Source organism: Streptomyces sp. NPDC001220 (genome assembly GCF_053597895.1).
Genome location: NZ_JBSFJE010000009.1, coordinates 41,649 through 64,909 on the forward strand (window position 1 = coordinate 41,649; position 23,261 = coordinate 64,909).

The following is a 23,261-nucleotide window of genomic DNA, read 5'->3' on the forward strand; positions in this document are numbered from 1 at the left end:
GGCGCCACGGCATCATCCACGGCATGAGCGATACGGCGACGACGCCCCAGGACGAACAGCCGAACGAACCCCGGTCGGCGGAACAGCGGATGCGAGAGCGGCGCGCGGCCGCCTACCGGAAGGCCGATCGCGTCCTCGCGCGCGTGGGCCCGCGTGCCTCCCTGCGTGAACGGCTCGCGCTGCTCCACGAGGCGGCCCCCGACGTGTACGACCTGGACGAGCCGGGGGACGTCTACGGCAATGGGATCGTCGCGGCCCTGGAGGAGCGGGTCGCGGCCCTGCTGGGCACGGAGTCCGCCGCGTTCTTCCCGACCGGCACGATGGCCCAGCAGGTGGCCCTGCGCTGCTGGGCGGCCCGGACCGGCAACCCCACGGTCGCCCTGCACGCCCTCGCCCACCCCGAGGTCCACGAACGCGACGCCTTCCGCGAGGTCGCCGGCCTGCGCACGGTCCGCGTCACGGGCGAGCCCAGACTCCCCACCGCCGAGGAGATACGCGACTTCGAGGAGCCCTTCGGGGAGCTGATGCTGGAACTGCCCCTCCGGGACGCCGGATACGTGCTGCCCACCTGGGAGGAGCTCACCGAGGTCGTGGAGGCGGCGCGGGAGCGCGACGCGGTGGTGCACTTCGACGGCGCGCGCCTGTGGGAGTGCACCGTCCGCTTCGGGCGCCCCCTGCACGAGATCGCGGACCTCGCGGACAGCGTCTACGTGTCGTTCTACAAGTCCCTCGGCGGCATCGGCGGCGCCGCCCTGGCCGGCCCGAAGGCTCTGGTCGAGGAGGCGAAGACCTGGCGCCACCGCTACGGCGGCATGATCTTCCAGCAGTTCCCGACGGCGCTCGCGGCCCTGATCGGCCTGGAGCGCGAACTGCCCCGCCTCCCGGACTACGTCCGCCACGCGCGCGTGGTCGCCGCCGCCCTGCGCGAGGGCTTCGCCGAGGCGGGGCTCGCGTGGACGCGCGTGCACCCCGAGGAGCCGCACACCCACGAGTTCCAGGTCTGGCTGCCGTACGACGCCGACGTGCTGCTGGAGGCGGCGGCACGGCAGGCCGAGGAGACCGGCACGTACCTCTTCGCCGGCTTCTGGGAGACGAAGGGCCCGGGTCTGTCCATGACCGAGGTGACGGTGTCGGAGGCCGGCCTGGGCTGGACGGCGGAGGAGGTGCGGGCGGCGGTCGCGGAATTCGTGCGCCGGTTGCCCACAGCGCCGCGCTAGGGGCGCGGGGAACCGTCAGTGCACCCCCCACCGGCGCGCACGCTCCGCCGAGCGCTGCCCGGCACCCCCGGTGGGCGACCGGCGCACGCCTCCTACGAGGCGCGCGGGCGCGCCCACCGCACCACGGCGCCCCGGATCCGCCCGCGCGCCGGCCGTCCCGCGACAACCGCACGGAACCGCCGGTAATCGCGCGCCGCACGCGCCACGCGCGCATCGTGCGCGCCGGGCGCGGGCGGCGCGGGCTCCCCGTGCTGCTGAGCGCGGTACGTGTCGAGGAAGTGCTGCTGGACGATGCTCATGAGTCCCCAGCCTTGCGCGCCCACCGCGCCGCCGTCGTGTCGATTGACGGCGCCCGTCAATCGGGGGAGGCGTTGTCGGTGGCGGGGTGCACGATGGGGACATGAGCGTACGTATCGACATCGCGGGGCTGCGGCCGGAGAGGGTCGCCGTGGTGCCCTCGCCCCTGGCCGAGCTCGGCATGGCGCTGCACGCGCTGTCTGAGCCGGGGCACCATCCCGGCCTCCAGGGCTGGGTGACCGGCGTGACCGCCCGGATGGAGCCGCATCTGGCCGACCGCATGTGCGAGGCGGACTTTCTGTGGCGGTCGACGTTCTCGGACCTGTTCCTGCCGTACGCGGCCGTTCCCGGCGCCGTCCCGGGCGGGACGCTGGCCGAGGAGCTCGGCCAGCTGGACAAGCTGACGGACGAACAGTTCGTCGACGCGGCCCTGGAGTTCACCTGCGTGCTCTCCTACGACACGCAGGCGCCGGCCCTTCTGTCGGATCCGGTCGGGCGCCGCAGGGCACTGGAGGTGGCCGCCTCGCGCGGTCCGCAGCAGGTCCGGTTCGCGCAGCGGCTGCTCGACGATCCGCCGAGTGTGCGCGCGTGGCTGCGCCGGTTCCTGGAGGACTGCGCCGAGGCGTTCTTCGACGAGGCCTGGTCGCGGCTGCGTCACCAGCTGGCGGCCGACGCCCGGCACAAGACGGAGCTGCTGCGCCGCAAGGGGCTGGCCGAGGCGCTGGCCGCGGTCTCGCCGGTCGTGACGCTCGACGAGGCGGGCGCGCGGATCACCGTGGACAAGCTCACCGACGGCCATGCCGTGGTCGACGCCGACGGCCTCCTGCTGGTGCCCACGAGCCTCGGCTGGCCCCATCTGATGGTCCTGCACCGCTACGGCTGGCAGCCGGTGCTGCACTACCCGGTCGGCTCGCCGGAGCTGGCCTCCCCCGCGTCGGTGGAGGCGCTCACGCTGCGGATGGCGGCGCTGTCCCATCCCGTCCGGATGCGGCTGTGCCGGTACCTGGCGCGCAGTGCGTACACCACCAGCGAACTGGCGCAGGTGCACGGTCTTTCGGCACCCGAGGTCTCCCGGCACCTGGGCGTCCTCAAGAAGGCGGGCCTGGTCACCACGCGCCGCCGCGGCCGGTACGTGCTGCACCAGCTGGACGTCACGGTGGTGGCCCGCCTCGGCAGCGACTTCCTGGAAGGGATACTCCGCTAGCCGCGCGGGCCGTACGTCGGCCGCGCGGGAGTGGGTCAGCCGTGGCCGCCGCCCGCGCGGACCAGCCCGGTCTCGTAGGCGAGCACGACCACCTGGACCCGGTCGCGCAGGCCGAGCTTGGTCAGGATGCGGCCCACATGGGTCTTCACGGTCGCCTCGGAGAGCACCAGCCGGCTCGCGATCTCGCCGTTCGACAGACCCTGCGCGACCAGCACCATGACCTCGCGCTCGCGGTCGGTGAGCCGGTTCAGCTCCTGGTGCTGGGACTCCTTGCCTGCGGAGGGCAGCATCGGTGCGAACCGGTCGAGGAGCCGCCGGGTGGTGGACGGCGCGACGACGGCGTCGCCGCTGTGCACCGAGCGAATCGCGGCCAGCAGCTCGCCCGGCGGCACGTCCTTGAGCATGAAGCCGGAGGCGCCCGCCTTCAGCCCCGAGAAGGCGTACTCGTCGAGGTCGAAGGTGGTCAGGATGAGCACCTTGGGCGGCTCGGGCTCCGAGCAGATGCGGCGGGTGGTCTCCACCCCGTCCAGCTTGGGCATGCGCACGTCCATCAGGACGACGTCGACATCGGCGGACTTCAGCACCTGGAGGGCCTCGACGCCGTCTCCCGCCTCCGCGACGACCTCCATGTCCGGCTGGGCCGCGAGCACCATCCGGAACCCGGTGCGCAGCAGCACCTGGTCGTCGACGAGCATCACGCGGATCGTCATCGGGTCCTCTTCCGTTTCCGTTCGTCGGTCTGTTGCGGGGATTTCCCCGGGGGGCGTGACAGGTGTCAACCGGGGGCGCGCGTCTGTGTCAATGCGCCGGTTTGAGCGGCAGCAGAGCACTGATGCGGAATCCTCCGCCGGGACGGGGCCCCGCGTCGAGCGTGCCGCCGACCATACCGACCCGCTCGCGCATGCCGATCAGGCCGTGCCCCTGCCCGTCGGCGCCGCCCTCCTCGTACATCTCGTGCGGGGCGCCCTTGCCGTCGTCCTCGACCAGCAGGCCGAGTCCGTCGTCGAAGTAGACCAGCCGCACGCTGGCGCCCGTGTTGGGCCCGCCGTGCTTGCGGGTGTTGGTGAGCGCCTCCTGCACGATCCGGTACGCCGTGAGCTCGACGCCGCTGGGCAGCGGGCGCGGGGTGCCCTCGACCTTGAAGTCGACGGGCAGGCCGGAGCTGCGGCACTGCTCGATGAGCTCGTCGATCTGCTCGACGTCGGGCTGCGGAACGTACTCGCCGACCTCCTTGTGCTCGCCCGTGCGCAGCACGCCCAGCAGGCGGCGCATCTCGGCGAGGGCCTGGCGGCCGGTGGAGGAGATCGTCTCCAGGGCCTTCTTGGCCTGGTCGGGGGCGGCGTCGAGGACATAGGCGGCGCCGTCTGCCTGGACCACCATCACCGACACGTTGTGCGCGACCACGTCGTGCAGTTCGCGCGCGATCCGGGCGCGCTCGGCAGCGACCGCGACCTTGGCCTGCGCCTCGCGCTCCTTCTCGAGCCGGGCGGCACGCTCCTCCAGCTGTGCGAAGTAGGCGCGGCGGGTGCGCATGGAGTCGCCGAGCACCCAGGCGAGCACGAACGGCACCGTCTGGAACACCACGATGGCCAGGTGCCCGACGAGACTCGTCCTGTCCTGCGGCCACCGGATCTGCGCCAGCGGCGCCGCGCACAGCCCCGCGTAGAGGGCGAACCGGGACGCCCAGCGCTCGCCGACCGCGGCGACCGTGCAGACGATCACCAGCATCGCGAAGTCGGCGACCGTCGTCTCGATGTCGAGGATCAGCTGGGCCAGGCCGGTCGCCGCGGTCAGCAGCAGCATCGGCTCCGGAAACCGGCGGCGCAGTGCGACCACCACTCCCATGACGACGGACACGGCCAGCATGGCGGCGGTCGAACCGTGATGGCCGGGCGCCCCGCTGAGGTTCACGACACTCACGCAGGAAACCCCGAGCAGGACGACGGCCCAGAAGCTGTCGACCCATGTCGGGTTCCTGCGGAGGAAGTCATAGAGGCGCTGCACGTAACCCAGAGTAGGGAAGCGTGATAGGTGCAGGGGTCAACCGGAGGGCCGATCCCTGTTCCGCACACGTACTCCGCAAGGTGGAGAAGGTGATCACCTGTGCGCCTAGTCTGGCCCGGTGACGGATGAGGCGACGCGGGAGACGGCAGACGACTTCCGTGGCTGGCGTGCGGCCACCGAGGCGGCCCTGTACGGCCCTGGCGGCTTCTACCGCCGCCCGGAGGGACCGGCCGGCCACTTCCGTACGTCGGTCCACGCGTCGCGGCTGTTCGCCGAGGCAGTGGCCGAGCTGCTGTGCCGGGTCGACGAGGCGCTGGGGCGCCCCGGGACGCTGGACTTCGTCGACATGGGCGCCGGCCGGGGCGAGCTGGTCACCGGCGTGCTCGCCGCGCTGCCCGCCGACGTGGCGGCACGCACGCGTGCCCGTGCCGTCGAGGTCGCCGACCGGCCGCACGGCCTGCCCGACCGCATCACCTGGCTGACCGAACTGCCGCGCACGATCACCGGCCTGCTCTTCGCCAACGAATGGCTCGACAACGTCCCGGTCGACGTCGCCGAGGTGGACTCGGCCGGTACGCCCCGGTTGGTGCACGTCCGGCGCGACGGCACCGAACTGCTCGGAGAGCGTGTCTCGGGCGCGGACGCGGAGTGGCTCACGCGGTGGTGGCCGCTGGGCACCGAGCCGGGGCTGCGCGCGGAGATCGGGCTGCCCCGGGACCGGGCGTGGGCGGACGCCGTCACCTGCGTGCGGGAGGGGCTCGCGGTGGCCGTGGACTACGCGCACACCGTGGAAACCCGCCCCCCGTTCGGCACGCTCACCGGCTTCCGCGAGGGGCGCGCGACGACGCCCGTCCCGGACGGGTCGTGCGACATCACCGCGCACGTCGCGCTGGACGCGTGCACGGCGCTCGACCCGGCGTACGCCCTCCCCGAAGCGCTCTTCCTCACCCAACGCGCCGCCCTGCGCGCTCTGGGTCTCCTCGGCGCACGCCCCCCGCTCACGCTCGCCTCCACCCACCCCGCCGCCTACGTACGCGCCCTCGCGAGCGCCGGCGAGGCCGCCGAGCTCACCGCCTCCGGCGGCCTCGGCGACTTCGGGTGGCTGCTGCAGCCGGTGAGCATCGAGAACCCGCTGCGGTGACCGCGCGTCCGGCGCGCGGGCCCCAGCACCACATGCAGCGCACGCCACACGCCACACGCCCCCGCCCGACGCGCACCACCCCATGCCACACGCCCCCGCCCGGCGCGCACCACCCCATGCCTCACGCCCCGCGCGCCCGCGCCCTACTTGTCGATGTCCCCCACCACGAAGAACATCGACCCCAGAATCGCGACCATGTCCGCCACCAGCGTCCCCGGCAGCAGCTCCATCAGCGCCTGGATGTTGTTGAACGACGCCGAGCGCAGCTTCAGCCGGTACGGGGTCTTCTCGCCCTTGCTGACGAGGTAGTAGCCGTTGATGCCGAGGGGGTTCTCGGTCCAGGCGTAGGTGTGGCCCTCGGGTGCCTTGAGGACCTTGGGGAGCCGCTGGTTGATCGGTCCCGGCGGCAGCTCGGCGACCCGGTCCAGGCAGGCGTCGGCCAGGTCCAGGGCGTTGTGGGTCTGCTCCAGGAGGCACTCGAAGCGGGCCAGGCAGTCGCCCTCGGCCCGGGTGACCACGCGGAGCGTGTCCTGGAGTTCTCCGTAGGCCAGGTAGGGCTCGTCGCGGCGCAGGTCGAAGTCGACGCCCGAGGCACGCGCGATGGGCCCGCTCACGCCGTAGGCGTGCACGGCCTCCGGCGCGAGGACGCCCACGCCCCGGGTGCGCCCGCGGAAGATCTCGTTGCCGAGGACCAGGCCGTCGAAGACGTCCATACGGGAGCGCACGGCGGAAACGGCGGCACGCGCGCGTGCGGTCCAGTCGGCCGGGAGGTCCTCCTTGAGGCCGCCGACACGGTTGAACATGTAGTGCATGCGTCCGCCGGAGACCTCCTCCATGACGTTCTGGAGCTCCTCGCGCTCGCGGAAAGCGTGGAAGACCGGGGTGATCCCGCCCAGCTCCAGCGGGTAGGAGCCGAGGAACATCAGATGGTTGAGCACCCGGTTCAGCTCGGCGAGCAGGGTGCGTGTCCACACCGCGCGGACCGGCACCTCCATGCCGAGCATGCGCTCGACGGCGAGGACCACGCCCAGCTCGTTCGAGAAGGCCGACAGCCAGTCGTGGCGGTTGGCGAGCATGATGATCTGCCGGTAGTCGCGCGCCTCGAAGAGCTTCTCCGCGCCGCGGTGCATATAGCCGATCACCGGCTCGGCGGAGACGATCCGCTCGCCGTCCAGCACGAGCTTCAGCCGCAGCACGCCGTGCGTGGAGGGGTGCTGGGGGCCGATGTTGAGCACCATGTCGGTGCTCTCCGCGGCGCCGCCGATACCGACCGTGGTCTCCGTCGTAGGAGTCATGAACCCAGTCTCTCGTACGTACGCTGACCTCATGGAGACGGGGAGCCCGGCCGGTGCCGGGGCGATGGAGACCGAGCGGGTGTGGACGGGGCTGCCGCCCGGCCTGCTGCGGATGCGGCGGCTGCTGCTGGTGGTGTGGCTGGGGCTGCTCACGCTCGCCGTGGGCCTGCTGCCGGGTCTGCTCGCGGGGCCGGTGTGGGCGGCCTTCGCGCTGCTGCCGCTGGCCGTGATGGCCTGGGGCTGGGTGCTGATCGGCCGCAACTGGCGTTCCTGGCGGTACGCCGAGCGCGCGGACGACCTGTTGATCAGCCGCGGCGTGCTGTGGCGCGAGGAGACCGTGGTGCCGTACGGGCGCATGCAGCTGGTGGAGGTGACCTCGGGGCCCGTCGAGCGGTACTTCGGCCTGGCGAGCGTGCAGCTGCACACGGCGGCCGCCGCTACCGACGCGGCCATCCCCGGCCTCGACCCGGCCGAGGCGGAACGGCTGCGCGACCGGCTCACCGAGCTCGGCGAAGCCCGATCGGCGGGCCTGTGACCGCGCCCGGCGTCGACGGCGCCATACGCGCCGGCAAGGCCGTGGGCGAGCGGCGGCTGCATCCCGTGACGCCGTTCCGGCGGGCGTGGGCGCCGGTCGCGGTGCTCACCGGCTGGGCGGTGCACGACCCGAACCAGGCCCAGGAACAGCTGACGAAGCTGACCACGACCATGCTCCTGGCCGGACTCGCCGTCCTGGTCACGGCGGGCGCACTGTACGGCTTCCTGAGCTGGTGGTTCACCTACTTCGCGGTGACCGACAGCGAACTGCGCATACGCACGGGGCTGTTGTTCCGGCGCACCGCGCACATCCGGCTGGAGCGGATCCAGGCCGTCGACGTGACCCAGCCGCTGCTCGCGCGCGTGGCGGGTGTCGCCAAGCTGCGCATCGACGTCGTCGGCACCGACAAGAAGGACGAGCTGGCCTTCCTGGGGCAGGGTGAGGCGCGTGCGCTCCGCGCGGAGCTGCTGGCGCGCGCCGCCGGATTCGCGCCCGAGACGGCGCGCGAAGTCGGCGAGGCGCCGGCGCACGAGCTGATGCGTGTGCCCCCGGGCAAGCTCGCGCTCTCCCTCGTGCTGACGGGCGCCACCTGGGGCTCCCTGGCCGCCGCCCTCGTCGTACCGCCGGTGCTGTGGCTGGCCACCCACAGCGTGTGGACGGTCCTCGCCACCGCCCTGCCGCTGCTCGGCGCGGCGGCCACGACCAGTGTGGGGAGGTTCGTCGGGGAGTACGACTGGACGGTCGGGGAGTCCCCCGACGGGCTGCGCATCGACCACGGGCTGCTCGACCGCACGCACGAGACGGTGCCGCCGGGGCGGGTGCAGACCGTGCGGATCGTGGAGCCGCTGCTGTGGCGGCCGCTGCGTTGGGTGCGGGTGGAGCTGGACGTGGCCGGGTCGGCGAACTCGGTGCTGGTGCCGGTCGCGCCGCGCGCGGTCGCCGAGTCGGTCGTCGCGCGCGTGCTGCCCGGTGTGACGGTGCCCGATGAGCTGCCCCGGCCGCCCCGGCGGGCCCGCTGGTGCGTTCCGTTGTGGTGGCGCGGCTACGGGCTCGCGGTCACGGAGACGGTGTTCGCCGCGCGGCACGGGTTGCTGCGCCGGCGCCTGGCGCTGGTCCCGCACGCCAAGGTCCAGAGCGTACGGCTGACGCAGGGGCCCTGGGAGCGGCTGTGGCGGCTCGCGGACGTTCATGTGGACACGGGGGCGGACAAGACCGTGACGGCCCGTCTGCGAGACGCGGGGGCGGCCGCGTCGCTGTTGCGGGAGCAGGCCGAGCGGTCCCGGACGGGCCGCCGCTCGGCGCGTCCGGACCGCTGGATGGCCTGAGCACGGTGCCCGAAGGGCGCCGGGGAGCCCGCGGACGGCCAAGGGAACGCCTGAGCCGGGGCACCCGTCGGGTGCCCCGGCTCAGGACCTGCTCAGGACCGGCTCAGGACCGGCTCAGGACCGGCTCAGGACCGGCTCAGGACCGAATCGGTATCGGCGCGGCTTCCGCGAAGGTGCCGCGGTGGTCAGGAGGCGGCGCTGCGCAGGCCGCCGAGGTTGATCTGCTCGGTCTCGTCGTGCGCGGTCAGGTCGATGATCTGGCCGACGCCCCGGGTCTCCGGGTCGGCGGGCTTGAACTCGGCCTCGGACTCGGCCTTGTGGAGCGCGAGCGCCTCCTGGCCGACGACGTCCGCGAGGTCCTCGTTGTGCATGGAGTCCAGCCCGCCGGCGGCCGAGCCCTTCTGGGTGCCGAAGAAGTCGAACCCGCCGGTGACCAGCGGACGCGGGATGGGCGCGGCCGGCAGCACGGCCACCGCGGTCGGCACGGTGAAGTGCCCGGTGGGCTTAACGGAGTTGACGGACGGTGCCGACGTGGTGCGGGCGTCCTCCTCCGTCGGGGCCGGGGTGGTGTCCGCCGGCTCGGCAGTGGTGACGGCGGCCGCGCGCGTATGCCCGTCGACCGCCTCGGGCTTCCCCTGTTCCTCGTCCTCCGGTGCGGACTCGCCCTTCGGCGCGTCGGGTGCGGCGGTCGTCTCCGTCGCGCCCTCGGTGTCGATGTCGGCGTCGGACTCGACCGCCGGTGCGTCGCCCTCGTCGAAGCGGGCCAATGCCACCTTGGCCCGCAGGAACAGCTTGGAGCCCTCCGGCGAGAAGACCGCCGGGGCCGTCTCCTCGACCTCCAGCTCCTCGACGCCCGCCGCCTCCGCGGGCTCTTCCGCCTCTTCGGCGGTCCGGGCGGCCGGCAGGGCGTTCGACGGCACGGTGGCCTCGATCTCCAGCAGGCGGCGGCCCTCCAGGGCGCTCGCGCGCTCGGTCTCGGCCGTGGCGTAGCGGCGCAGCAGGGACGCGTGCTCGTTGCGCAGTCCCGCCAGCTCCGACCGCTTCGCGCGCAGTCGCTGCTCCAGCTTGGCGCGCAGCTCCCGCGACTCCTCGAGGTCGGTCTCCAGCTCGGCGATCCGCTCCTCGTGGCGCCACTCGTCACTCGCACGCGCGCGTGACAGGTCGGCCACCTGCTTGCCCGCCTCGCTGTCCCAGCGGCGCATGACGGCGGCACCGACGGCCGCGGTCGCCGCGGCTATCGCGGCCAGCATGCGCAGCACCGTCGGTTGGGAGAACAACCAGGGGCCCAGAGCGCAGACGAGGGAGACACCGGCGATCGCCGAAGGAGGCAACAGCCTGTGCAAAGGCGGGGAATGACGGTGACGTCCACGTGGCATGGCCAGAAACTTACCGCGCGTAGGCGAATCGTGGTGCCCCGGGCCGTAAAAACACGGCGACAACGAAGTCTTCGCATTGCGTCGCCGGGGGCCGCCCTCAGCGGTCGCTCAGCCGGCTGCTGATCCACTGGAGCGTCGCGGGGATCTCGCGGCGCCAGGTGTTGAAGTTGTGGCCGCCGCTGTCGAGGATGATCGACGAGATCCGGGTCAGGTTCGTGGCCTGCACGCGCGCGATGAATTTCACCGTGTCCTTGTAATTGGTCTCTCCGATTCTGCTGCTGGTGACCAGCAAGGACGTGTCCGGAGCGGGTTCGTGCCCGAGGAGCCACCACAGGTTCGCGCGGTCGCGGAGTTTCCCGTCGCCCTGGAAGAGATCACCGGTCGTGGGGTCGACGGGCGCCTTGTAGTACGGGGACAGGCCCGCGCCGACCGCGTACACGCGGGGGTGGTGCATCGCCAGCTTGAGCGCGCAGTAGCCGCCGGTCGAGTCGCCGACGATCCCCCAGCTTCCCGGCTTCCCGCCGACCCTGTAGTGCGCGGCCACGGCGTCGGGCAGGTCCTTGGCGAAGAAGCTCTCGCTCCGCGGGCCCCCCGGGACGTCCACGCACTCGGTGTCCCGGGGCGGTGCGACCGTGGGCCGCAGCATCACCAGGATCATCGGCCGCATCCGCCCGTCCTTGGCCAGCTGCTGTGCCGTACGCGGGTAGTGCAGCTTGTCGACGAGCGACCGCGCGGTGCCCGGGTAGCCGGTGAGGACGACCGTCACCGGGAACGTACGGGTGCGGTACTGCGGCTGGAAGTACTCCGGCGGCAGGTACACGTAGGCGGGCGTGGCGATGTGGGTCGTACGGCCGACGATGTCGACCTGCTGGATCTGACCGGCCGACTGTGGCTGCACACCGGGGGCGCCGTGCACGTGGGAGGTGGCGATCACGTGGAGCGGGCCGCGGCCCGCGCCGCCCACCGCGTGGTCGACGACGACACCCTGGTCCGTCTCCCTGCCGAACAGGTCCGCCCAGCTGGCGTAGAAACCGAAGGACTGGTTGGCCGCTATCCCGAGGCATGCGAAGAGCAGCGTCTGAGTGGCCAGCAGAAGGCCGACGCGACCACTGACGGCCCGCCAGTTCCGGCGGGCCAGCCGGGGCCACAACCACACCGTGCCGACGAACAGCAGTACGGCGAACAGGATCGCCAATGCCAGCGTTTTATCGCTCGTGAGTCCCATGAGGTGCTCCCTGCCTGCGCTTTCCCCCGTGACGACCGCCGCTTTCAGCGAGGCTTGCCCCGGACTTTCCTTGGCCTTTGACCCGGCTTTCCGATGGGGAGTGAACCTCTCCCCCCGAGACACCGTCCTAGAGGGCGCAATGTCGCCGGATGCCCGAATCGGGCCCGGATTCAAGGTCTCTCGCAGAACTACGGGATGCGATGTCTGTCAGGATAGATGGGGAAATGTCGGGCGGGGTTCCGGGCCGATCAAGCCGGGCGCGGCGCATAGTCCGTAGTCCGCGCCCTGAGGCGGTCCCCGCTCTGGTCGGCAGGGCGTGCGCGGTCGTAGGCGTCCTGGACATCGCCGCGGGTGTGTTCCCGCGCTTCAGGCACAGCCGTATGCACGCCATGGCCGAGGTGCTGCCCGGGTCGCTGGGGCCGTTCGCCGCCGCGCTCTCGCTCAGTGTCGGTGTGTTGCTGCTGCTGCTCGCGCACGGGCTCAAGCGGCGCAAGCGCCGGGCGTGGCGGGCCGCGGTCGCGCTCCTGCCGGCCGGCGCCGTGTCGCAGTTCGTGTACCGGCACTCGGTCATCGGGGCCCTGATCTCACTGGCGCTGTTCGTGCCCCTGGTGATCCACCGGAGCGAGTTCAAGGCGCTGCCCGACCCGCGCAGCCGGTGGCGGGCGCTCGCCAACTTCGTGCTCATGAGCGCCGGTTCGCTGGCGCTCGGGCTCGTCATCGTCAGCGCCCACCCGAAGCGCACGATCGGCGACCCGAGCCTGGCCGACCGCATCACCCACGTCCTGTACGGCCTGTTCGGCTTCGAGGGCCCCGTCGACTACGAGGGGTCCACCTCCTGGACGGTCGCCTTCTCGCTCGGCGCCCTCGGCCTGATCACCGCGGTCACCACCATCTACCTCGCCTTCCGCCCCGAACACCCCGCCGCCCACCTCACCGAGGAGGACGAGGCCGGGCTGCGCGCCCTCCTGGAGAAGCACGGCGCCCGTGACTCCCTCGGCCACTTCGCGCTCCGCCGCGACAAGGCGGTCGTCTTCTCTCCCAGCGGCAAGGCGGCGGTGACGTACCGCGTCGTCTCCGGCGTGATGCTCGCCAGCGGCGACCCGATCGGCGACGTCGAGGCCTGGCCCGGCGCCATCGAACGCTTCATGGACGAGGCCAAGGCCCACTCCTGGACCCCCGCCGTGATGGGCTGCTCGGAGACGGGCGGCGAGGTGTGGACCCGGGAGACCGGCCTGGACGCCCTCGAACTGGGCGACGAGGCGGTGGTGGACGTAGCGGATTTCTCGCTCGCCGGACGCGCGATGCGCAACGTGCGCCAGATGGTCAAGCGCATCGAGCGGGCCGGCTACGAAACCCGGGTGCGGCGCATCCGTGACCTCGGCGAGGCCGAACTGGACCGCATCCGCCGGGCGGCGGAGGACTGGCGCGGCACCGACACCGAACGCGGCTTCTCGATGGCCCTGGGCCGCATCGGCGACGCCGCCGACGGTGACTGCCTGATCGCCACCGCCCACAAGGCCGACGAGACACCCGGTCCCTACGGCGACCTCAAGGCGATCCTGCACTTCGTGCCCTGGGGCACCGACGGCGTCTCCCTGGACCTGATGCGCCGCGACCGGGCGGCCGACCCCGGGATGAACGAACTGCTCATCGTGGCCGCCCTCCAGGCCGCCCCGAAGCTGGGCATCGCCCGGATCTCGCTCAACTTCGCGATGTTCCGCTCGGCGCTCGCGCGGGGCGAGAAGATCGGCGCGGGCCCGGTGCTGCGTGCCTGGCGCGGGCTGCTGGTCTTCCTGTCCCGCTGGTTCCAGATCGAGTCGCTCTACAAGTTCAACGCGAAGTTCCAGCCGCGCTGGGAGCCGCGCTTCGTGGTCTACCGGGCCTCCGGCGACCTGCCGCGGATCGGCCTCGCCGCCATGCAGGCCGAGGGCTTCGTCAGCCTCGCCCTTCCGCTGCCGCGCTTCCTGCGCCGCAGCAGCCCGGCCGCCCGCCCCTGCCCCCACGGCGTCGCCGAGCAGGGCATACGAGCGGCCTGACCCCACGACCGGCCCGAGCGGGCGCCCCTCCCCCTCCAGCCCGGGGCCCCGCTCGGGCCTGCCCGAAGGCCACCCGGGAGGCCCGCCGTTTCCTGGGCCTACGCTGAACGTATGAGCAACCACAGCGGACGTGGCCAGGTGGCAGGGCTTCCGGCATGGGACCGGTGCGCGGTCATGGGGGTCGTGAACGTCACCCCCGACTCCTTCTCCGACGGCGGCCGCTGGTTCGACACGACGATCGCCGTCAAGCACGGCCTCGACCTCGTCACCGCGGGCGCCGACCTCGTCGACGTCGGCGGTGAGTCCACCCGCCCCGGCGCCACCCGCGTCGACGAGGACGAGGAACTGCGCCGTGTCATCCCCGTGGTCCGCGGCCTCGCCGCCGAAGGCGTCGTCGTCTCCGTCGACACCATGCGGGCCTCCGTCGCCCAGCAGGCCCTCGCGGCCGGCGCGGCGCTCGTCAACGACGTCAGCGGCGGCCTCGCCGACCCTGACATGATCCCGGTCGTCGCCGAGTCGGGCGCCCCCTTCGTCGTCATGCACTGGCGGGGCTTCCTGGACGGCGGCAACGTCAGGGGCGTGTACGACGACGTCGTCGCCGAGGTCCTCGACGAGCTGCACGCGCGCGTGGACGCGGTCCTGGCCGGCGGCATCTCCCCCGACCGCATCGTCGTCGACCCCGGCCTCGGCTTCTCCAAGGACTCCGAGCACGACCTGACCCTGCTCGCCCACCTCGACCGGCTGCACGCCCTGGGGCATCCGGTGCTCGTCGCCGCCTCCCGCAAGCGGTTCCTCGGCCGGGTCCTGGCCGGACCCGAGGGAGCGCCTCCGCCGGCCCGGGAGCGCGACGCGGCGACGGCCGCCGTCTCCGCGCTCGCGGCGCACGCCGGCGCGTGGGCGGTGCGCGTGCACGAGGTGCGCGCCACGGCGGACGCGGTACGGGTCGCGCGCGCGATAGAGGGGGCGCGCACGGGAGTGGACGCGCCGGGCGCGCACGCCTCGCAAGCCCTGCAGGCGCCCCCGGCCCCCCAGGCCTCGCAAGCTCCCCAGGCCCCGCACGCCTCACACGCCTCACACGCCCCGCAGAACCCTCCCCACCGCACAGAGGGAGCCCGGTGAGCGCCCCCCATACCGACGTCGAGCAGGTCGAGGCCGCCAACACCGCCTTCTACGAGGCAGTGGAGCGGGCCGACTTCGAGGCGGTGTCCGGCCTCTGGCTCACCCCCGCCGACCTGGGCGTCGACGAGGAGTACCACGATCCGGCGGACACCGGCGTGGTCTCCTGCGTGCACCCGGGCTGGCCGGTGCTGAACGGCCGCGGTGAGGTCCTGCGGTCGTACGCGCTGATCATGGCGAACACCGACTACATCCAGTTCTTCCTGACCGACGTGCATGTCTCCGTCACCGGCGACACCGCCCTGGTGACCTGCACGGAGAACATCCTCAGCGGCGGCCCGGCCCCCACGGGCGGGCAGGAGCTGGGCCCGCTGGTGGGGCAGCTGGTCGTCGCCACGAACGTGTTCCGGCGTACCCCGGACGGCTGGAAGCTCTGGTCCCACCACGCCTCCCCGGTGCTGTCGGAGACCGACGAGGACGAGGACGACGACACGCCCTCCTGAGACCCGCCCTCGTGAGACCCGCCCCCCAGAGACCCGCGCCCCCCGAGCCGTCCGGCCGGTCCGCCGCCGTCCGCCGAGGCCCGTGCGGTCCGCGTGGCCCAAGAAGTGGCTGGAATCACGAACTCACCAGTAGGTGCGGCTACCGGCCCGTGAGCCGCCGGGTTCTCCAGGGAAAACACACGATGAACCCTGTAACCCCCGGCGCGGGCCACCGCCGCGTGACCCGGCTATGTCAGTGCCCGCAGGTAGATTCGTCTGAGGCCGGTCGATCGCCCGCACGCGATACGACCTCGCCGTTACCGACGATTGCAGGAGTGATTCGCGTGGATCGTGTCGCGCTGCGCGGCCTGAAGGCCCGCGGGCACCACGGTGTCTTCCCCAAGGAGCGCGAGGAGGGCCAGACCTTCCTCGTGGACGTCGTCCTTGGCCTGGACACCCGGCCGGCGGCGGCCGACGACGACCTGACGAAGACCGTGCACTACGGCGTGGTGGCCGAAGAGGTCGTCGCCGTGGTCGAGGGGGAGCCGGTGAACCTGATCGAGACGCTCGCCGAGCGGATCGCCCAGGTCTGCCTCAAGCACGAGGGGGTAAGAGAGGTCGAGGTCCAGGTCCACAAGCCGGACGCGCCCATCACCGTCCCCTTCGACGACGTCACCGTCACCATCACCCGGAGCCGAGTATGACCGCATCCTCTCTGCGGGGTCCCAGCGACCCGACCGTCCAGCCGGTGCCCGCCTCCGTCGTCGAGCAGGTCGACGCCGCCGACACCACCCTCTCCAACCCCAAACGCGCCGTGGTCGCCCTCGGCTCCAATCTCGGCAACCGCCTGGAGACCCTGCAGGGCGCGATCGACGCCCTGGAGGACACCCCGGGCGTCCGCATCAAGGCCGTGTCGCCGGTGTACGAGACGGAGCCGTGGGGCGTCGACCCCGGCAGCCAGCCGACGTACTACAACGCGATCGTGGTGCTGAAGACCACCCTCCCGCCGTCCTCGCTGCTGGAGCGGGCGCACGCGGTGGAGGAGGCGTTCAACCGGGTGCGGGACGAGCACTGGGGCCCGCGCACCCTGGACGTCGACATCGTCGCCTACGCGGACGTCGTCTCCGACGATCCGCAGCTCACCCTGCCGCATCCGCGCGCCCACGAGCGTGCCTTCGTGCTGGCGCCCTGGTACGACGTCGACCCCGAGGCCCGGGTGCCCGGCCGCGGCACGGTCGCCGAGTTGCTGGCGACCGTCACCCGGCACGGTGTGGAACCACGTGCGGACCTGGAACTCCGACTGCCCGAGTAGTCGTTAAGGTCGACACGACCACATCGCTGCGGGGGAGCTGAAGGAAGACAGTGAAAGAGCTGCGGATCAGGGTGCTGGCCGGCGTGTTCGTCGTGGCCGGGGTGCTGTCCTGGGCGGGGGCCCGCCTGTGGAACGCGGTGGGGACCCTGCCCAGCGTGCCGGTGGCCGCCCCGATCGTCCTCGCCCTGATCGCCGTGGTGCTGCTCGCCACGGCGCTCTCGCTGCGCGCCCGTCTCCGGGCCCAGCGCGAGCGTCGCCCGGGTGCCAAGGGCGTCGATCCCCTGATGGCCGCCCGCGCGGTCGTCTTCGGCCAGGCCAGCGCCCTGGTCGCGGCCCTGGTCGCCGGCATGTACGGCGGCACGGGCGCCTTCCTGCTGGAGCTCCTCGACCTCCCGGCCCGCCGCGACCAGGCGCTCTACGCGGCCTTCTCGGTGGTCGCCGGCATCGGTGTCATAGCGGCGGCGATGTTCCTGGAGCGGGTGTGCAAGCTCCCGGAGGACGACGACAACCACCACAGCGGGGCCGAGCCGGCCGCCTGAGCCCCGTCCGGGCGGTCAGCGGGCCAGTATCAGGCTCATCGCCTCGGCGCGCGTCGTGGCGTCCCGGAGCTGGCCGCGAACCGCCGACGTCGTCGTCTTGGCACCCGGCTTGCGGATCCCCCGGACCGACATGCACATGTGCTCCGCCTCGATGACGACGATCACGCCCCGGGCCTCCAGGATGCGCATCAGGGAGTCGGCGACCTGCGTGGTGAGCCGCTCCTGCACCTGGAGACGGCGTGCGAACACCTCGACCAGGCGGGCCAGCTTCGACAGTCCCGTGATCTTGCCGGTCTCCGCCGGGATGTAGCCGACGTGGGCGACGCCGTGGAACGGCAGCATGTGGTGCTCGCACAGGCTGACGATCTCGATGTCCTTGACCAGGACCATCTCGTCGTGCCCGAGATCGAAGGTCGTCGTCAGGACCTCTTCGGGCTGCTGGTGGTTCCCCGCCAGCAGCTCGCGGTACGCCCGCGCCACCCGCGCCGGAGTCTCCCGGAGCCCCTCACGGTCGGGGTCCTCGCCGACCGCGATCAGGAGTTCGCGTACGGCGTTCTCGGCACGTTTCTCATCGAATTCGCCGATGGTGCCCTCGCCGTCCAGCGTCACGGGGTCGGTCATCTGAGGTGCCTCGTTCCTTGGAGGGGGCGCCTGTGGGTCACGCGCCTCATATGCGGGCATACCGAAAAGCCGCGCCCCCCAGGCTAGATCCTGGGGGGCGCGGCATCCATTCCGAGCCGGGTGATACCGGTGTGACTCAGCTCTCGGGACGGTCCTCCGGGGCCTTCTCGACCGCCGGGGCGGACTCGGCCGCCGTGGACTTCGCGGTGCTGATAGCCGGCGTCGAGCCGTTCGCCCCGTTGGTCAGTGCGAGCTCCCTCGGGGAGAGCACCGGCGGGCGCGTGGACGGCGTACGGCGGGAGGAGCCGGTCCACGCGGGCCGCGCGGGCCGCTTGTGGAGCGCGGCGAAGATCTCGGCGATCTCCTCCTTGCCCAGGGTCTCCTTCTCCAGCAGCTGGAGAACGAGGTTGTCGAGGACGTCACGGTTCTCGACCAGGATCTCCCAGGCCTCGTTGTGCGCGTTCTCGATGAGCTTCTTGACTTCCTCGTCCACCAGGGCGGCGACCTCTTCCGAGTAGTCGCGCTGGTGGGACATCTCACGGCCGAGGAAGGGCTCGGTGTTGTCGCCGCCGAACTTGATCGCGCCGAGACGCTCGGTCATGCCGTACTGCGTGACCATCGCGCGAGCGGTGGCCGTGGCCTTCTCGATGTCGTTGGCGGCGCCGGTGGTCGGGTCGTGGAAGACCAGTTCCTCGGCCGCGCGGCCGCCCAGCATGTAGGCGAGCTGGTCGAGCATCTCGTTGCGCGTGGTCGAGTACTTGTCCTCGTCCGGCAGGACCATCGTGTAACCGAGGGCACGGCCACGGGACAAGATCGTGATCTTGTGGACCGGGTCGGAGTTGGGGGAAGCCGCCGCGACCAGGGCGTGGCCGCCCTCGTGGTACGCGGTGATCTTCTTCTCCTTGTCCGACATGATCCGGGTCCGCTTCTGCGGGCCCGCGACCACACGGTCGATCGCCTCGTCGAGCATCTGGTTGTCGATGAGCTTGCGGTCGCTGCGGGCCGTGAGCAGCGCCGCCTCGTTCAGCACGTTCGACAGGTCCGCGCCGGTGAAGCCCGGCGTGCGGCGGGCGACCGCCGCGAGGTCGACGTCGGGCGCGACCGGCTTGCCCTTCTGGTGAACCTTGAGGATCTCCAGACGGCCCTGCAGGTCCGGCGGGTCGACCGCGATCTGACGGTCGAAACGGCCGGGGCGCAGCAGCGCCGGGTCGAGGATGTCGGGCCGGTTCGTCGCGGCGATGAGGATCACGCCGCCCTTGACGTCGAAGCCGTCCATCTCGACGAGCAGCTGGTTCAGGGTCTGCTCGCGCTCGTCGTGACCGCCGCCGAGGCCGGCGCCGCGATGACGGCCGACCGCGTCGATCTCGTCGACGAAGACGATCGCCGGGGCGTTCGCCTTGGCCTGCTCGAAGAGGTCGCGGACCCGGGAGGCACCGACACCGACGAACATCTCGACGAAGTCGGAACCGGAGATCGAGTAGAAGGGCACCCCCGCCTCGCCGGCGACGGCACGCGCGAGCAGCGTCTTGCCGGTACCGGGACGGCCGTAGAGGAGCACGCCCTTGGGGATCTTGGCGCCGACCGCCTGGAACTTGGCCGGCTCCTGGAGGAATTCCTTGATCTCGTGGAGCTCCTCGACGGCCTCGTCACAGCCCGCGACGTCCGAGAACGTCGTCTTCGGGGTGTCCTTGGTGATGAGCTTCGCCTTGGACTTGCCGAAGTTCATGACCCGGGAGCCGCCGCCCTGCATCTGATTCATCAGGAACAGGAAGACGACCACGATGAGGACGAAGGGGAGCAGGGAGAGCAGGACACCGACGAAAGCGTTCTGCTTGGTCGGCGAGACGGTGTAACCGTCGGGGATCTGCTTGTCCTGGTACTTGGTCTGCAGCGTGTTGGCGATGGTCACGCCCTGGTCGCCGATGTAGCTCGCCTGGATCTTCGAGCTGCCGTCGACCTTCTGACCGTCCTTGAGCGTGACCTTGATGGTCTGCTCGTCACCGGTGGTCAGCTTCGCCGATTCCACCTTGTTGTCGTTGATCGCCGCCACGACCTGGCCGGTGTCCACCGTCTTGTAGCCGCCGGACGAGCCGACGACCTGCATCAACACGACCACGGCAAGGACGGCCAGCACGATCCACATGACCGGCCCACGGAAGTATCGCTTCACGTCCATCCATACGGAGCGGTGTCGCCCCGTCCCTCCTGCCATAGTGAGTTTGATAAGACAGTTCTTCTGACGGTACCCCAGCATGACTACCCGAAGCCGCACGGAGCGGCTCGGACGGCTGGCAAACCCGTCTCTGCATGCTCCAACGGCGCGAAACCCGCTGGGGTTCCCGATCGTCTTACGTAAGTGGACCCTCCGGCGTATCAGCCGGGGTTCAGCCGCCGTAGACGTGGGGCGCGAGCGTACCGACGAACGGGAGATTGCGGTACTTCTCGGCGTAGTCGAGGCCGTAACCGACGACGAACTCGTTGGGGATGTCGAACCCGACCCACTCGACGTCGATGGCGACCTTGGCCGCGTCCGGCTTGCGCAGCAGGGTGCAGATCTTCAGGGTCTCGGGCTCGCGGGAGCCGAGGTTGTTGATCAGCCAGGACAGGGTCAGTCCGGAGTCGATGATGTCCTCGACGATCAGGACGTGCTTGCCCTTGATGTCGGTGTCGAGGTCCTTGAGGATCCGCACCACACCGGAGGACTGGGTGCCCGCGCCGTAGGAGGACACGGCCATCCAGTCCATGGTGACGGGGGTGGACAGCGCCCGGGCGAGGTCGGCCATGACCATCACCGCGCCCTTGAGGACGCCGACGATGAGCAGGTCCTTGCCCGCGTACTCCGCGTCGATCTTCGCGGCCAGGTCGACCAGCTTCGCGTCGATCTCTTCCTTGGTGATGAGTACCCGCTGAAGGTCGGCACCCATGTCTTTCGCGTCCACCCGCATCACTTTCGGTCGTCCCACCGGCGGAGCCCGGACCCCGGGGGGGTGCGGATTCAGCCTTGCCGGATCACCAGTCTGCCACCCTGACGCTGGGCGACGACCTTGCCAGGGAGATTGATCACTCCCTGACCGCGCCAGCCGGTGATCAGCCGGTCGACTTCCTCGATGTGCCGGGCGAAGAGCGAACCGGCCGGTGCGCCCGCCTCGATGGCCGCGCGGCGCAGGATCCGGCGGCGGACGGCGGGTGGCAGGGCGTAGAGCTTGGCGCACTCCAGCTGACCCGCCGCGTCCCGTACGGAGGCCTCGGCCTGGCTGGCCCAGGTGTCGAGGGCGTCGGCGTCGTCGCGGGAGAGCTGGGCGGTGCGGGCGAGGGCCTCGACGACGCCCTTGCCCAGGGCTTTCTCCAGGGCGGGCAGGCCTTCGTGGCGGAGCCGGGAGCGGGTGTAGGCCGGGTCCGCGTTGTGCGGGTCGTCCCAGACCGGCAGGGACTGGACCATGCAGGCCTTGCGGGCGGTCTGCCGGTCCAGCTGGAGGAACGGGCGACGGTAACGGCCGCCGGCCCCCGAGACCGCGGCCATTCCGGACAGGGAGCGGATGCCCGAGCCGCGGGCGAGCCCGAGCAGGACTGTTTCGGCCTGGTCGTCCCGAGTGTGGCCGAGCAGGACCGCGGTGGCGCCGTGCCGCTCGGCGGCGGCGTCCAGGGCGGCGTAGCGGGCGTCCCGGGCGGCGGCCTCGGGGCCGCCGTCGCGGCCGACGGTCACGGTGATCGACTCGGCCGGGTCCAGGCCCAGTTCGCGCAGTCTCAGGACGACTTCTTCGGCCCGCAGGTCGGAGCCGGGCTGCAGGCCGTGGTCGACGGTGATGCCGCCGGCACGGACGCCGAGTTTGGGGGCCTCGAAGGCGAGGGCGGAGGCGAGCGCCATCGAGTCGGCGCCGCCGGAGCATGCCACGAGGACGAGCGGGGAGGGGGGCCGCTCGTTCGGTGACTGTTCCGGGATGTCTCCGACGGGGCGCGTGAGGCGCGCGACGATGCGCCCACCGGCGCGTTCACCGGTGGTACGGCTGTAGGAACTGTTGTCGGTGAGGATGTCGTGGAGGACGCGGCGGACCGCCAGGCGTATCGCCGCGACCGCAGGATGGGGACCCATGTCCGGTTCCCTTCATGAAGTTTTCGGGGGGTGAACCCGAGATCGGTCACTCAGAGTGTGTAGATGGTGACAGAAACGGGCCGTTCCCCGAGCATCGCACGCCTACCCATCGCTCACGGTCCCTCGGACGGGTGATTGGAGGGGCGTTCGCCTGCCGTCGGCGGGATCCGATTCACCACACCCCCGTCGGTTCACGACTCGGCTTTGCGATGCACCCGCGCGACCCAGTCCGCCGGTTTGGCGATCTCGGCCTTCGTGGGCAGGGTGTTGGGGGAGGTCCACACCCGGTTGAAGCCGTCCATGCCGACCTGTTCGACGACGGCCCGCACGAACCGCTCGCCGTCCCGGTACTGCCGGAGCTTGGCGTCCAGGCCGAGCAGCTTGCGCAGGGTCGTGTCCAGGCGGGAGGCGCCCTTGGCCCGCCGCTGCTGGAACTTCTCGCGGATCTCGGCGACGGTCGGTACGACCGACGGTCCCACCCCGTCCATGACGAAGTCGGCGTGGCCCTCCAAGAGGGACATGACGGCGGTCAGCCGGCCGAGGATCTCGCGCTGGGCCGGGGTCTGGACCAGCTCGACGAACGACCGTCCGCCGTCGTCCTCCTCGGCGTCCGGACGGCCCCCGGCGAGCGACTGTGCGGCGTCCCGGACCCGTTCGAGGACGGTCATCGGGTCGACGTCGGTCTCCGACAGGAATCCCTGGATCTCGCCCTCCAGGTGGGCGCGCAGCCAGGGCACCGCCGTGAACTGGGTGCGGTGGGTCTCCTCGTGCAGGCACACCCACAGGCGGAAGTCGTGGGGCTGTACGTCGAGTTCGCGCTCCACGTGGACGATGTTCGGGGCGACCAGCAGCAGCCGTCCGCCGCCGTGCTCGTCCGCGGGGAGGTCGCGGGAGGCGGGGGCGAAGGTCTCGTACTGGCCGAGCACCCGGGAGGACAGGAACGACAGCAGCATGCCGAGTTCCACGCCGGTGACCTTGCCGCCGACCGCGCCGAGTACCGCGCCGCCCGGACTGCCGGCCCGCCGCTCCTGCATCTTGTCCAGCAGCGGCTTGAGGAGTTCACGGAACCCGGCGACGTTGGCCTTCACCCAGCCCGGGCGGTCGACCACCAGGACGGGGGTGTCGTGGATGTCGTCGTTCCCCATACGAGTGAAGCCCCGGACATGCTCCTCCGAGGCCTTCGCGTGCCGCCGCAGCTCCGCGACGATGGCCCGGGCCTCGTCACGGCTCACCTCGGGGCCCGGCCGCACGAGCCGGGTCGCGGTCGCCACCGCGAGATTCCAGTCGACCATCCCAGAAGAAGCAGCGCCACCGATGCTCGTCATGCGTCAACCGTACGTTAGCGCTCCCACTTGGGGCAGGCCGTGGAGGTTGGTGAAGGTGCGGCTGATTTGTGCGGTGGGCGGGGTTGGTGGTGCTTGCGCCGGCCGGTGTGGGCCTGTGTCG

The 23,261-nt window shown here is 71.6% G+C and carries 22 protein-coding genes; 11 read left to right on the forward strand and 11 right to left on the reverse strand.

The features are described from left to right. Positions 1–23: 23 nt before the first annotated feature. Positions 24–1,217, forward strand: a complete 1,194-nt coding sequence (locus ACWDGI_RS21995; protein WP_450761464.1) for a threonine aldolase family protein — start codon at positions 24–26, stop codon at positions 1,215–1,217. Positions 1,218–1,309: 92 nt separating this feature from the next. Here the strand turns inward: ACWDGI_RS21995 and ACWDGI_RS22000 are convergent, their stop codons facing one another. Further along, positions 1,310–1,516 carry a hypothetical protein gene (locus ACWDGI_RS22000; RefSeq protein WP_450761465.1) on the reverse strand — a complete coding sequence of 69 codons (207 nt, stop codon included), beginning with the start codon at positions 1,514–1,516 and terminating at the stop codon, positions 1,310–1,312. A 101-nt stretch (positions 1,517–1,617) separates the two neighbouring features. Between ACWDGI_RS22000 and ACWDGI_RS22005 the strand changes: the two genes are divergently transcribed. After that, on the forward strand, positions 1,618–2,718 hold the full coding sequence (locus ACWDGI_RS22005) for a DUF5937 family protein (protein WP_360492201.1): 1,101 nt from the start codon (positions 1,618–1,620) through the stop codon (positions 2,716–2,718). Positions 2,719–2,753: 35 nt separating this feature from the next. On the opposite strand, the gene ACWDGI_RS22010 is transcribed toward ACWDGI_RS22005, so the two are convergent. After that, positions 2,754–3,428 (reverse strand): response regulator, encoded by a 675-nt coding sequence (locus ACWDGI_RS22010; protein ID WP_450761467.1) that lies wholly within the window; start codon positions 3,426–3,428, stop codon positions 2,754–2,756. An 88-nt stretch (positions 3,429–3,516) separates the two neighbouring features. Continuing rightward, positions 3,517–4,722: a sensor histidine kinase gene (locus tag ACWDGI_RS22015; protein WP_450761469.1), complete on the reverse strand. Its 1,206-nt coding sequence runs from the start codon at positions 4,720–4,722 to the stop codon at positions 3,517–3,519. A 118-nt stretch (positions 4,723–4,840) separates the two neighbouring features. Here ACWDGI_RS22015 and ACWDGI_RS22020 point away from each other — a divergent pair, with 118 nt between their 5' ends. Beyond that, positions 4,841–5,863, forward strand: a complete 1,023-nt coding sequence (locus ACWDGI_RS22020) for an SAM-dependent methyltransferase (protein WP_450761471.1) — start codon at positions 4,841–4,843, stop codon at positions 5,861–5,863. Positions 5,864–6,006: 143 nt separating this feature from the next. On the opposite strand, the gene ACWDGI_RS22025 is transcribed toward ACWDGI_RS22020, so the two are convergent. Further along, on the reverse strand, positions 6,007–7,158 hold the full coding sequence (locus ACWDGI_RS22025) for an NADH-quinone oxidoreductase subunit D (RefSeq protein WP_450761473.1): 1,152 nt from the start codon (positions 7,156–7,158) through the stop codon (positions 6,007–6,009). A gap of 31 nt (positions 7,159–7,189) precedes the next feature. On the opposite strand from ACWDGI_RS22025, the gene ACWDGI_RS22030 reads away from it, so the two are divergent. Together ACWDGI_RS22030 and ACWDGI_RS22035 are read left to right on the forward strand one after the other, a co-directional pair. After that, a complete protein-coding gene (locus ACWDGI_RS22030) occupies positions 7,190–7,693 on the forward strand; it encodes a PH domain-containing protein (RefSeq protein ID WP_450761475.1) in 504 nt (167 codons plus the stop codon). Further along, entirely contained in the window at positions 7,690–9,018 is a 1,329-nt protein-coding gene (locus tag ACWDGI_RS22035) for a PH domain-containing protein (RefSeq protein ID WP_450761477.1), read from the forward strand. The genes ACWDGI_RS22030 and ACWDGI_RS22035 overlap by 4 nt, the downstream gene beginning before the upstream one ends. A 185-nt stretch (positions 9,019–9,203) precedes the next feature. On the opposite strand, the gene ACWDGI_RS22040 is transcribed toward ACWDGI_RS22035, so the two are convergent. Together ACWDGI_RS22040 and ACWDGI_RS22045 are read right to left on the reverse strand one after the other, a co-directional pair. Next, positions 9,204–10,394 (reverse strand): hypothetical protein, encoded by a 1,191-nt coding sequence (locus tag ACWDGI_RS22040; RefSeq protein ID WP_450761479.1) that lies wholly within the window; start codon positions 10,392–10,394, stop codon positions 9,204–9,206. Positions 10,395–10,491: 97 nt separating this feature from the next. After that, positions 10,492–11,619, reverse strand: coding sequence for an alpha/beta hydrolase (locus ACWDGI_RS22045; RefSeq protein WP_450761480.1), 1,128 nt, complete (start codon positions 11,617–11,619; stop codon positions 10,492–10,494). A gap of 224 nt (positions 11,620–11,843) precedes the next feature. On the opposite strand from ACWDGI_RS22045, the gene ACWDGI_RS22050 reads away from it, so the two are divergent. The 6 genes from ACWDGI_RS22050 to ACWDGI_RS22075 all read left to right on the forward strand — a co-directional run bounded on the left by ACWDGI_RS22050 (position 11,844) and on the right by ACWDGI_RS22075 (position 17,104). Next, positions 11,844–13,655: a phosphatidylglycerol lysyltransferase domain-containing protein gene (locus ACWDGI_RS22050; protein WP_450761482.1), complete on the forward strand. Its 1,812-nt coding sequence runs from the start codon at positions 11,844–11,846 to the stop codon at positions 13,653–13,655. Between the two features lie 111 nt (positions 13,656–13,766). After that, on the forward strand, positions 13,767–14,774 hold the full coding sequence (gene folP, locus ACWDGI_RS22055; protein WP_450761484.1) for a dihydropteroate synthase: 1,008 nt from the start codon (positions 13,767–13,769) through the stop codon (positions 14,772–14,774). Then, entirely contained in the window at positions 14,771–15,274 is a 504-nt protein-coding gene (locus tag ACWDGI_RS22060; RefSeq protein ID WP_450761485.1) for a nuclear transport factor 2 family protein, read from the forward strand. Before folP ends, ACWDGI_RS22060 begins: the two co-directional genes overlap by 4 nt. Positions 15,275–15,597: 323 nt before the next feature. After that, positions 15,598–15,957: a dihydroneopterin aldolase gene (gene folB / locus ACWDGI_RS22065; protein ID WP_351748877.1), complete on the forward strand. Its 360-nt coding sequence runs from the start codon at positions 15,598–15,600 to the stop codon at positions 15,955–15,957. After that, entirely contained in the window at positions 15,954–16,565 is a 612-nt protein-coding gene (gene folK, locus ACWDGI_RS22070) for a 2-amino-4-hydroxy-6-hydroxymethyldihydropteridine diphosphokinase (RefSeq protein ID WP_450761487.1), read from the forward strand. Before folB ends, folK begins: the two co-directional genes overlap by 4 nt. A 50-nt stretch (positions 16,566–16,615) precedes the next feature. Then, on the forward strand, positions 16,616–17,104 hold the full coding sequence (locus ACWDGI_RS22075; RefSeq protein WP_360492240.1) for a DUF3180 domain-containing protein: 489 nt from the start codon (positions 16,616–16,618) through the stop codon (positions 17,102–17,104). A 15-nt stretch (positions 17,105–17,119) separates the two neighbouring features. Here the strand turns inward: ACWDGI_RS22075 and folE are convergent, their stop codons facing one another. The 5 genes from folE to ACWDGI_RS22100 all read right to left on the reverse strand — a co-directional run bounded on the left by folE (position 17,120) and on the right by ACWDGI_RS22100 (position 23,140). Further along, a complete protein-coding gene (gene folE, locus ACWDGI_RS22080) occupies positions 17,120–17,725 on the reverse strand; it encodes a GTP cyclohydrolase I FolE (RefSeq protein WP_450761489.1) in 606 nt (201 codons plus the stop codon). A gap of 136 nt (positions 17,726–17,861) precedes the next feature. Then, complete coding sequence (gene ftsH, locus ACWDGI_RS22085) at positions 17,862–19,901, reverse strand: ATP-dependent zinc metalloprotease FtsH (protein WP_450761491.1); 2,040 nt, start codon at positions 19,899–19,901, stop codon at positions 17,862–17,864. A gap of 208 nt (positions 19,902–20,109) precedes the next feature. Further along, a complete protein-coding gene (hpt, locus tag ACWDGI_RS22090; RefSeq protein ID WP_450761986.1) occupies positions 20,110–20,670 on the reverse strand; it encodes a hypoxanthine phosphoribosyltransferase in 561 nt (186 codons plus the stop codon). A gap of 50 nt (positions 20,671–20,720) precedes the next feature. Continuing rightward, positions 20,721–21,815 (reverse strand): tRNA lysidine(34) synthetase TilS, encoded by a 1,095-nt coding sequence (tilS, locus tag ACWDGI_RS22095; protein WP_450761493.1) that lies wholly within the window; start codon positions 21,813–21,815, stop codon positions 20,721–20,723. 191 nt (positions 21,816–22,006) lie between these two features. Continuing rightward, a complete protein-coding gene (locus ACWDGI_RS22100) occupies positions 22,007–23,140 on the reverse strand; it encodes a zinc-dependent metalloprotease (protein ID WP_450761495.1) in 1,134 nt (377 codons plus the stop codon). Positions 23,141–23,261 lie beyond the last annotated feature (121 nt).

What these genes read in the sequence shown, in the direction of transcription:
- ACWDGI_RS21995 (WP_450761464.1), top strand. Translation starts at nt 24, where the DNA reads ATGAGCGATACGGCGACGACGCCCCAGGACGAACAGCCGAACGAACCC.
- ACWDGI_RS22000 (WP_450761465.1), bottom strand. Translation starts at nt 1,516, where the DNA reads ATGAGCATCGTCCAGCAGCACTTCCTCGACACGTACCGCGCTCAGCAG.
- ACWDGI_RS22005 (WP_360492201.1), top strand. Translation starts at nt 1,618, where the DNA reads ATGAGCGTACGTATCGACATCGCGGGGCTGCGGCCGGAGAGGGTCGCC.
- ACWDGI_RS22010 (WP_450761467.1), bottom strand. Translation starts at nt 3,428, where the DNA reads ATGACGATCCGCGTGATGCTCGTCGACGACCAGGTGCTGCTGCGCACC.
- ACWDGI_RS22025 (WP_450761473.1), bottom strand. Translation starts at nt 7,158, where the DNA reads ATGACTCCTACGACGGAGACCACGGTCGGTATCGGCGGCGCCGCGGAG.
- ACWDGI_RS22030 (WP_450761475.1), top strand. Translation starts at nt 7,190, where the DNA reads ATGGAGACGGGGAGCCCGGCCGGTGCCGGGGCGATGGAGACCGAGCGG.
- ACWDGI_RS22040 (WP_450761479.1), bottom strand. Translation starts at nt 10,394, where the DNA reads ATGCCACGTGGACGTCACCGTCATTCCCCGCCTTTGCACAGGCTGTTG.
- ACWDGI_RS22045 (WP_450761480.1), bottom strand. Translation starts at nt 11,619, where the DNA reads ATGGGACTCACGAGCGATAAAACGCTGGCATTGGCGATCCTGTTCGCC.
- ACWDGI_RS22050 (WP_450761482.1), top strand. Translation starts at nt 11,844, where the DNA reads ATGTCGGGCGGGGTTCCGGGCCGATCAAGCCGGGCGCGGCGCATAGTC.
- folP (WP_450761484.1), top strand. Translation starts at nt 13,767, where the DNA reads ATGAGCAACCACAGCGGACGTGGCCAGGTGGCAGGGCTTCCGGCATGG.
- folK (WP_450761487.1), top strand. Translation starts at nt 15,954, where the DNA reads ATGACCGCATCCTCTCTGCGGGGTCCCAGCGACCCGACCGTCCAGCCG.
- folE (WP_450761489.1), bottom strand. Translation starts at nt 17,725, where the DNA reads ATGACCGACCCCGTGACGCTGGACGGCGAGGGCACCATCGGCGAATTC.
- ftsH (WP_450761491.1), bottom strand. Translation starts at nt 19,901, where the DNA reads ATGGACGTGAAGCGATACTTCCGTGGGCCGGTCATGTGGATCGTGCTG.
- hpt (WP_450761986.1), bottom strand. Translation starts at nt 20,670, where the DNA reads ATGCGGGTGGACGCGAAAGACATGGGTGCCGACCTTCAGCGGGTACTC.
- tilS (WP_450761493.1), bottom strand. Translation starts at nt 21,815, where the DNA reads ATGGGTCCCCATCCTGCGGTCGCGGCGATACGCCTGGCGGTCCGCCGC.
- ACWDGI_RS22100 (WP_450761495.1), bottom strand. Translation starts at nt 23,140, where the DNA reads ATGACGAGCATCGGTGGCGCTGCTTCTTCTGGGATGGTCGACTGGAAT.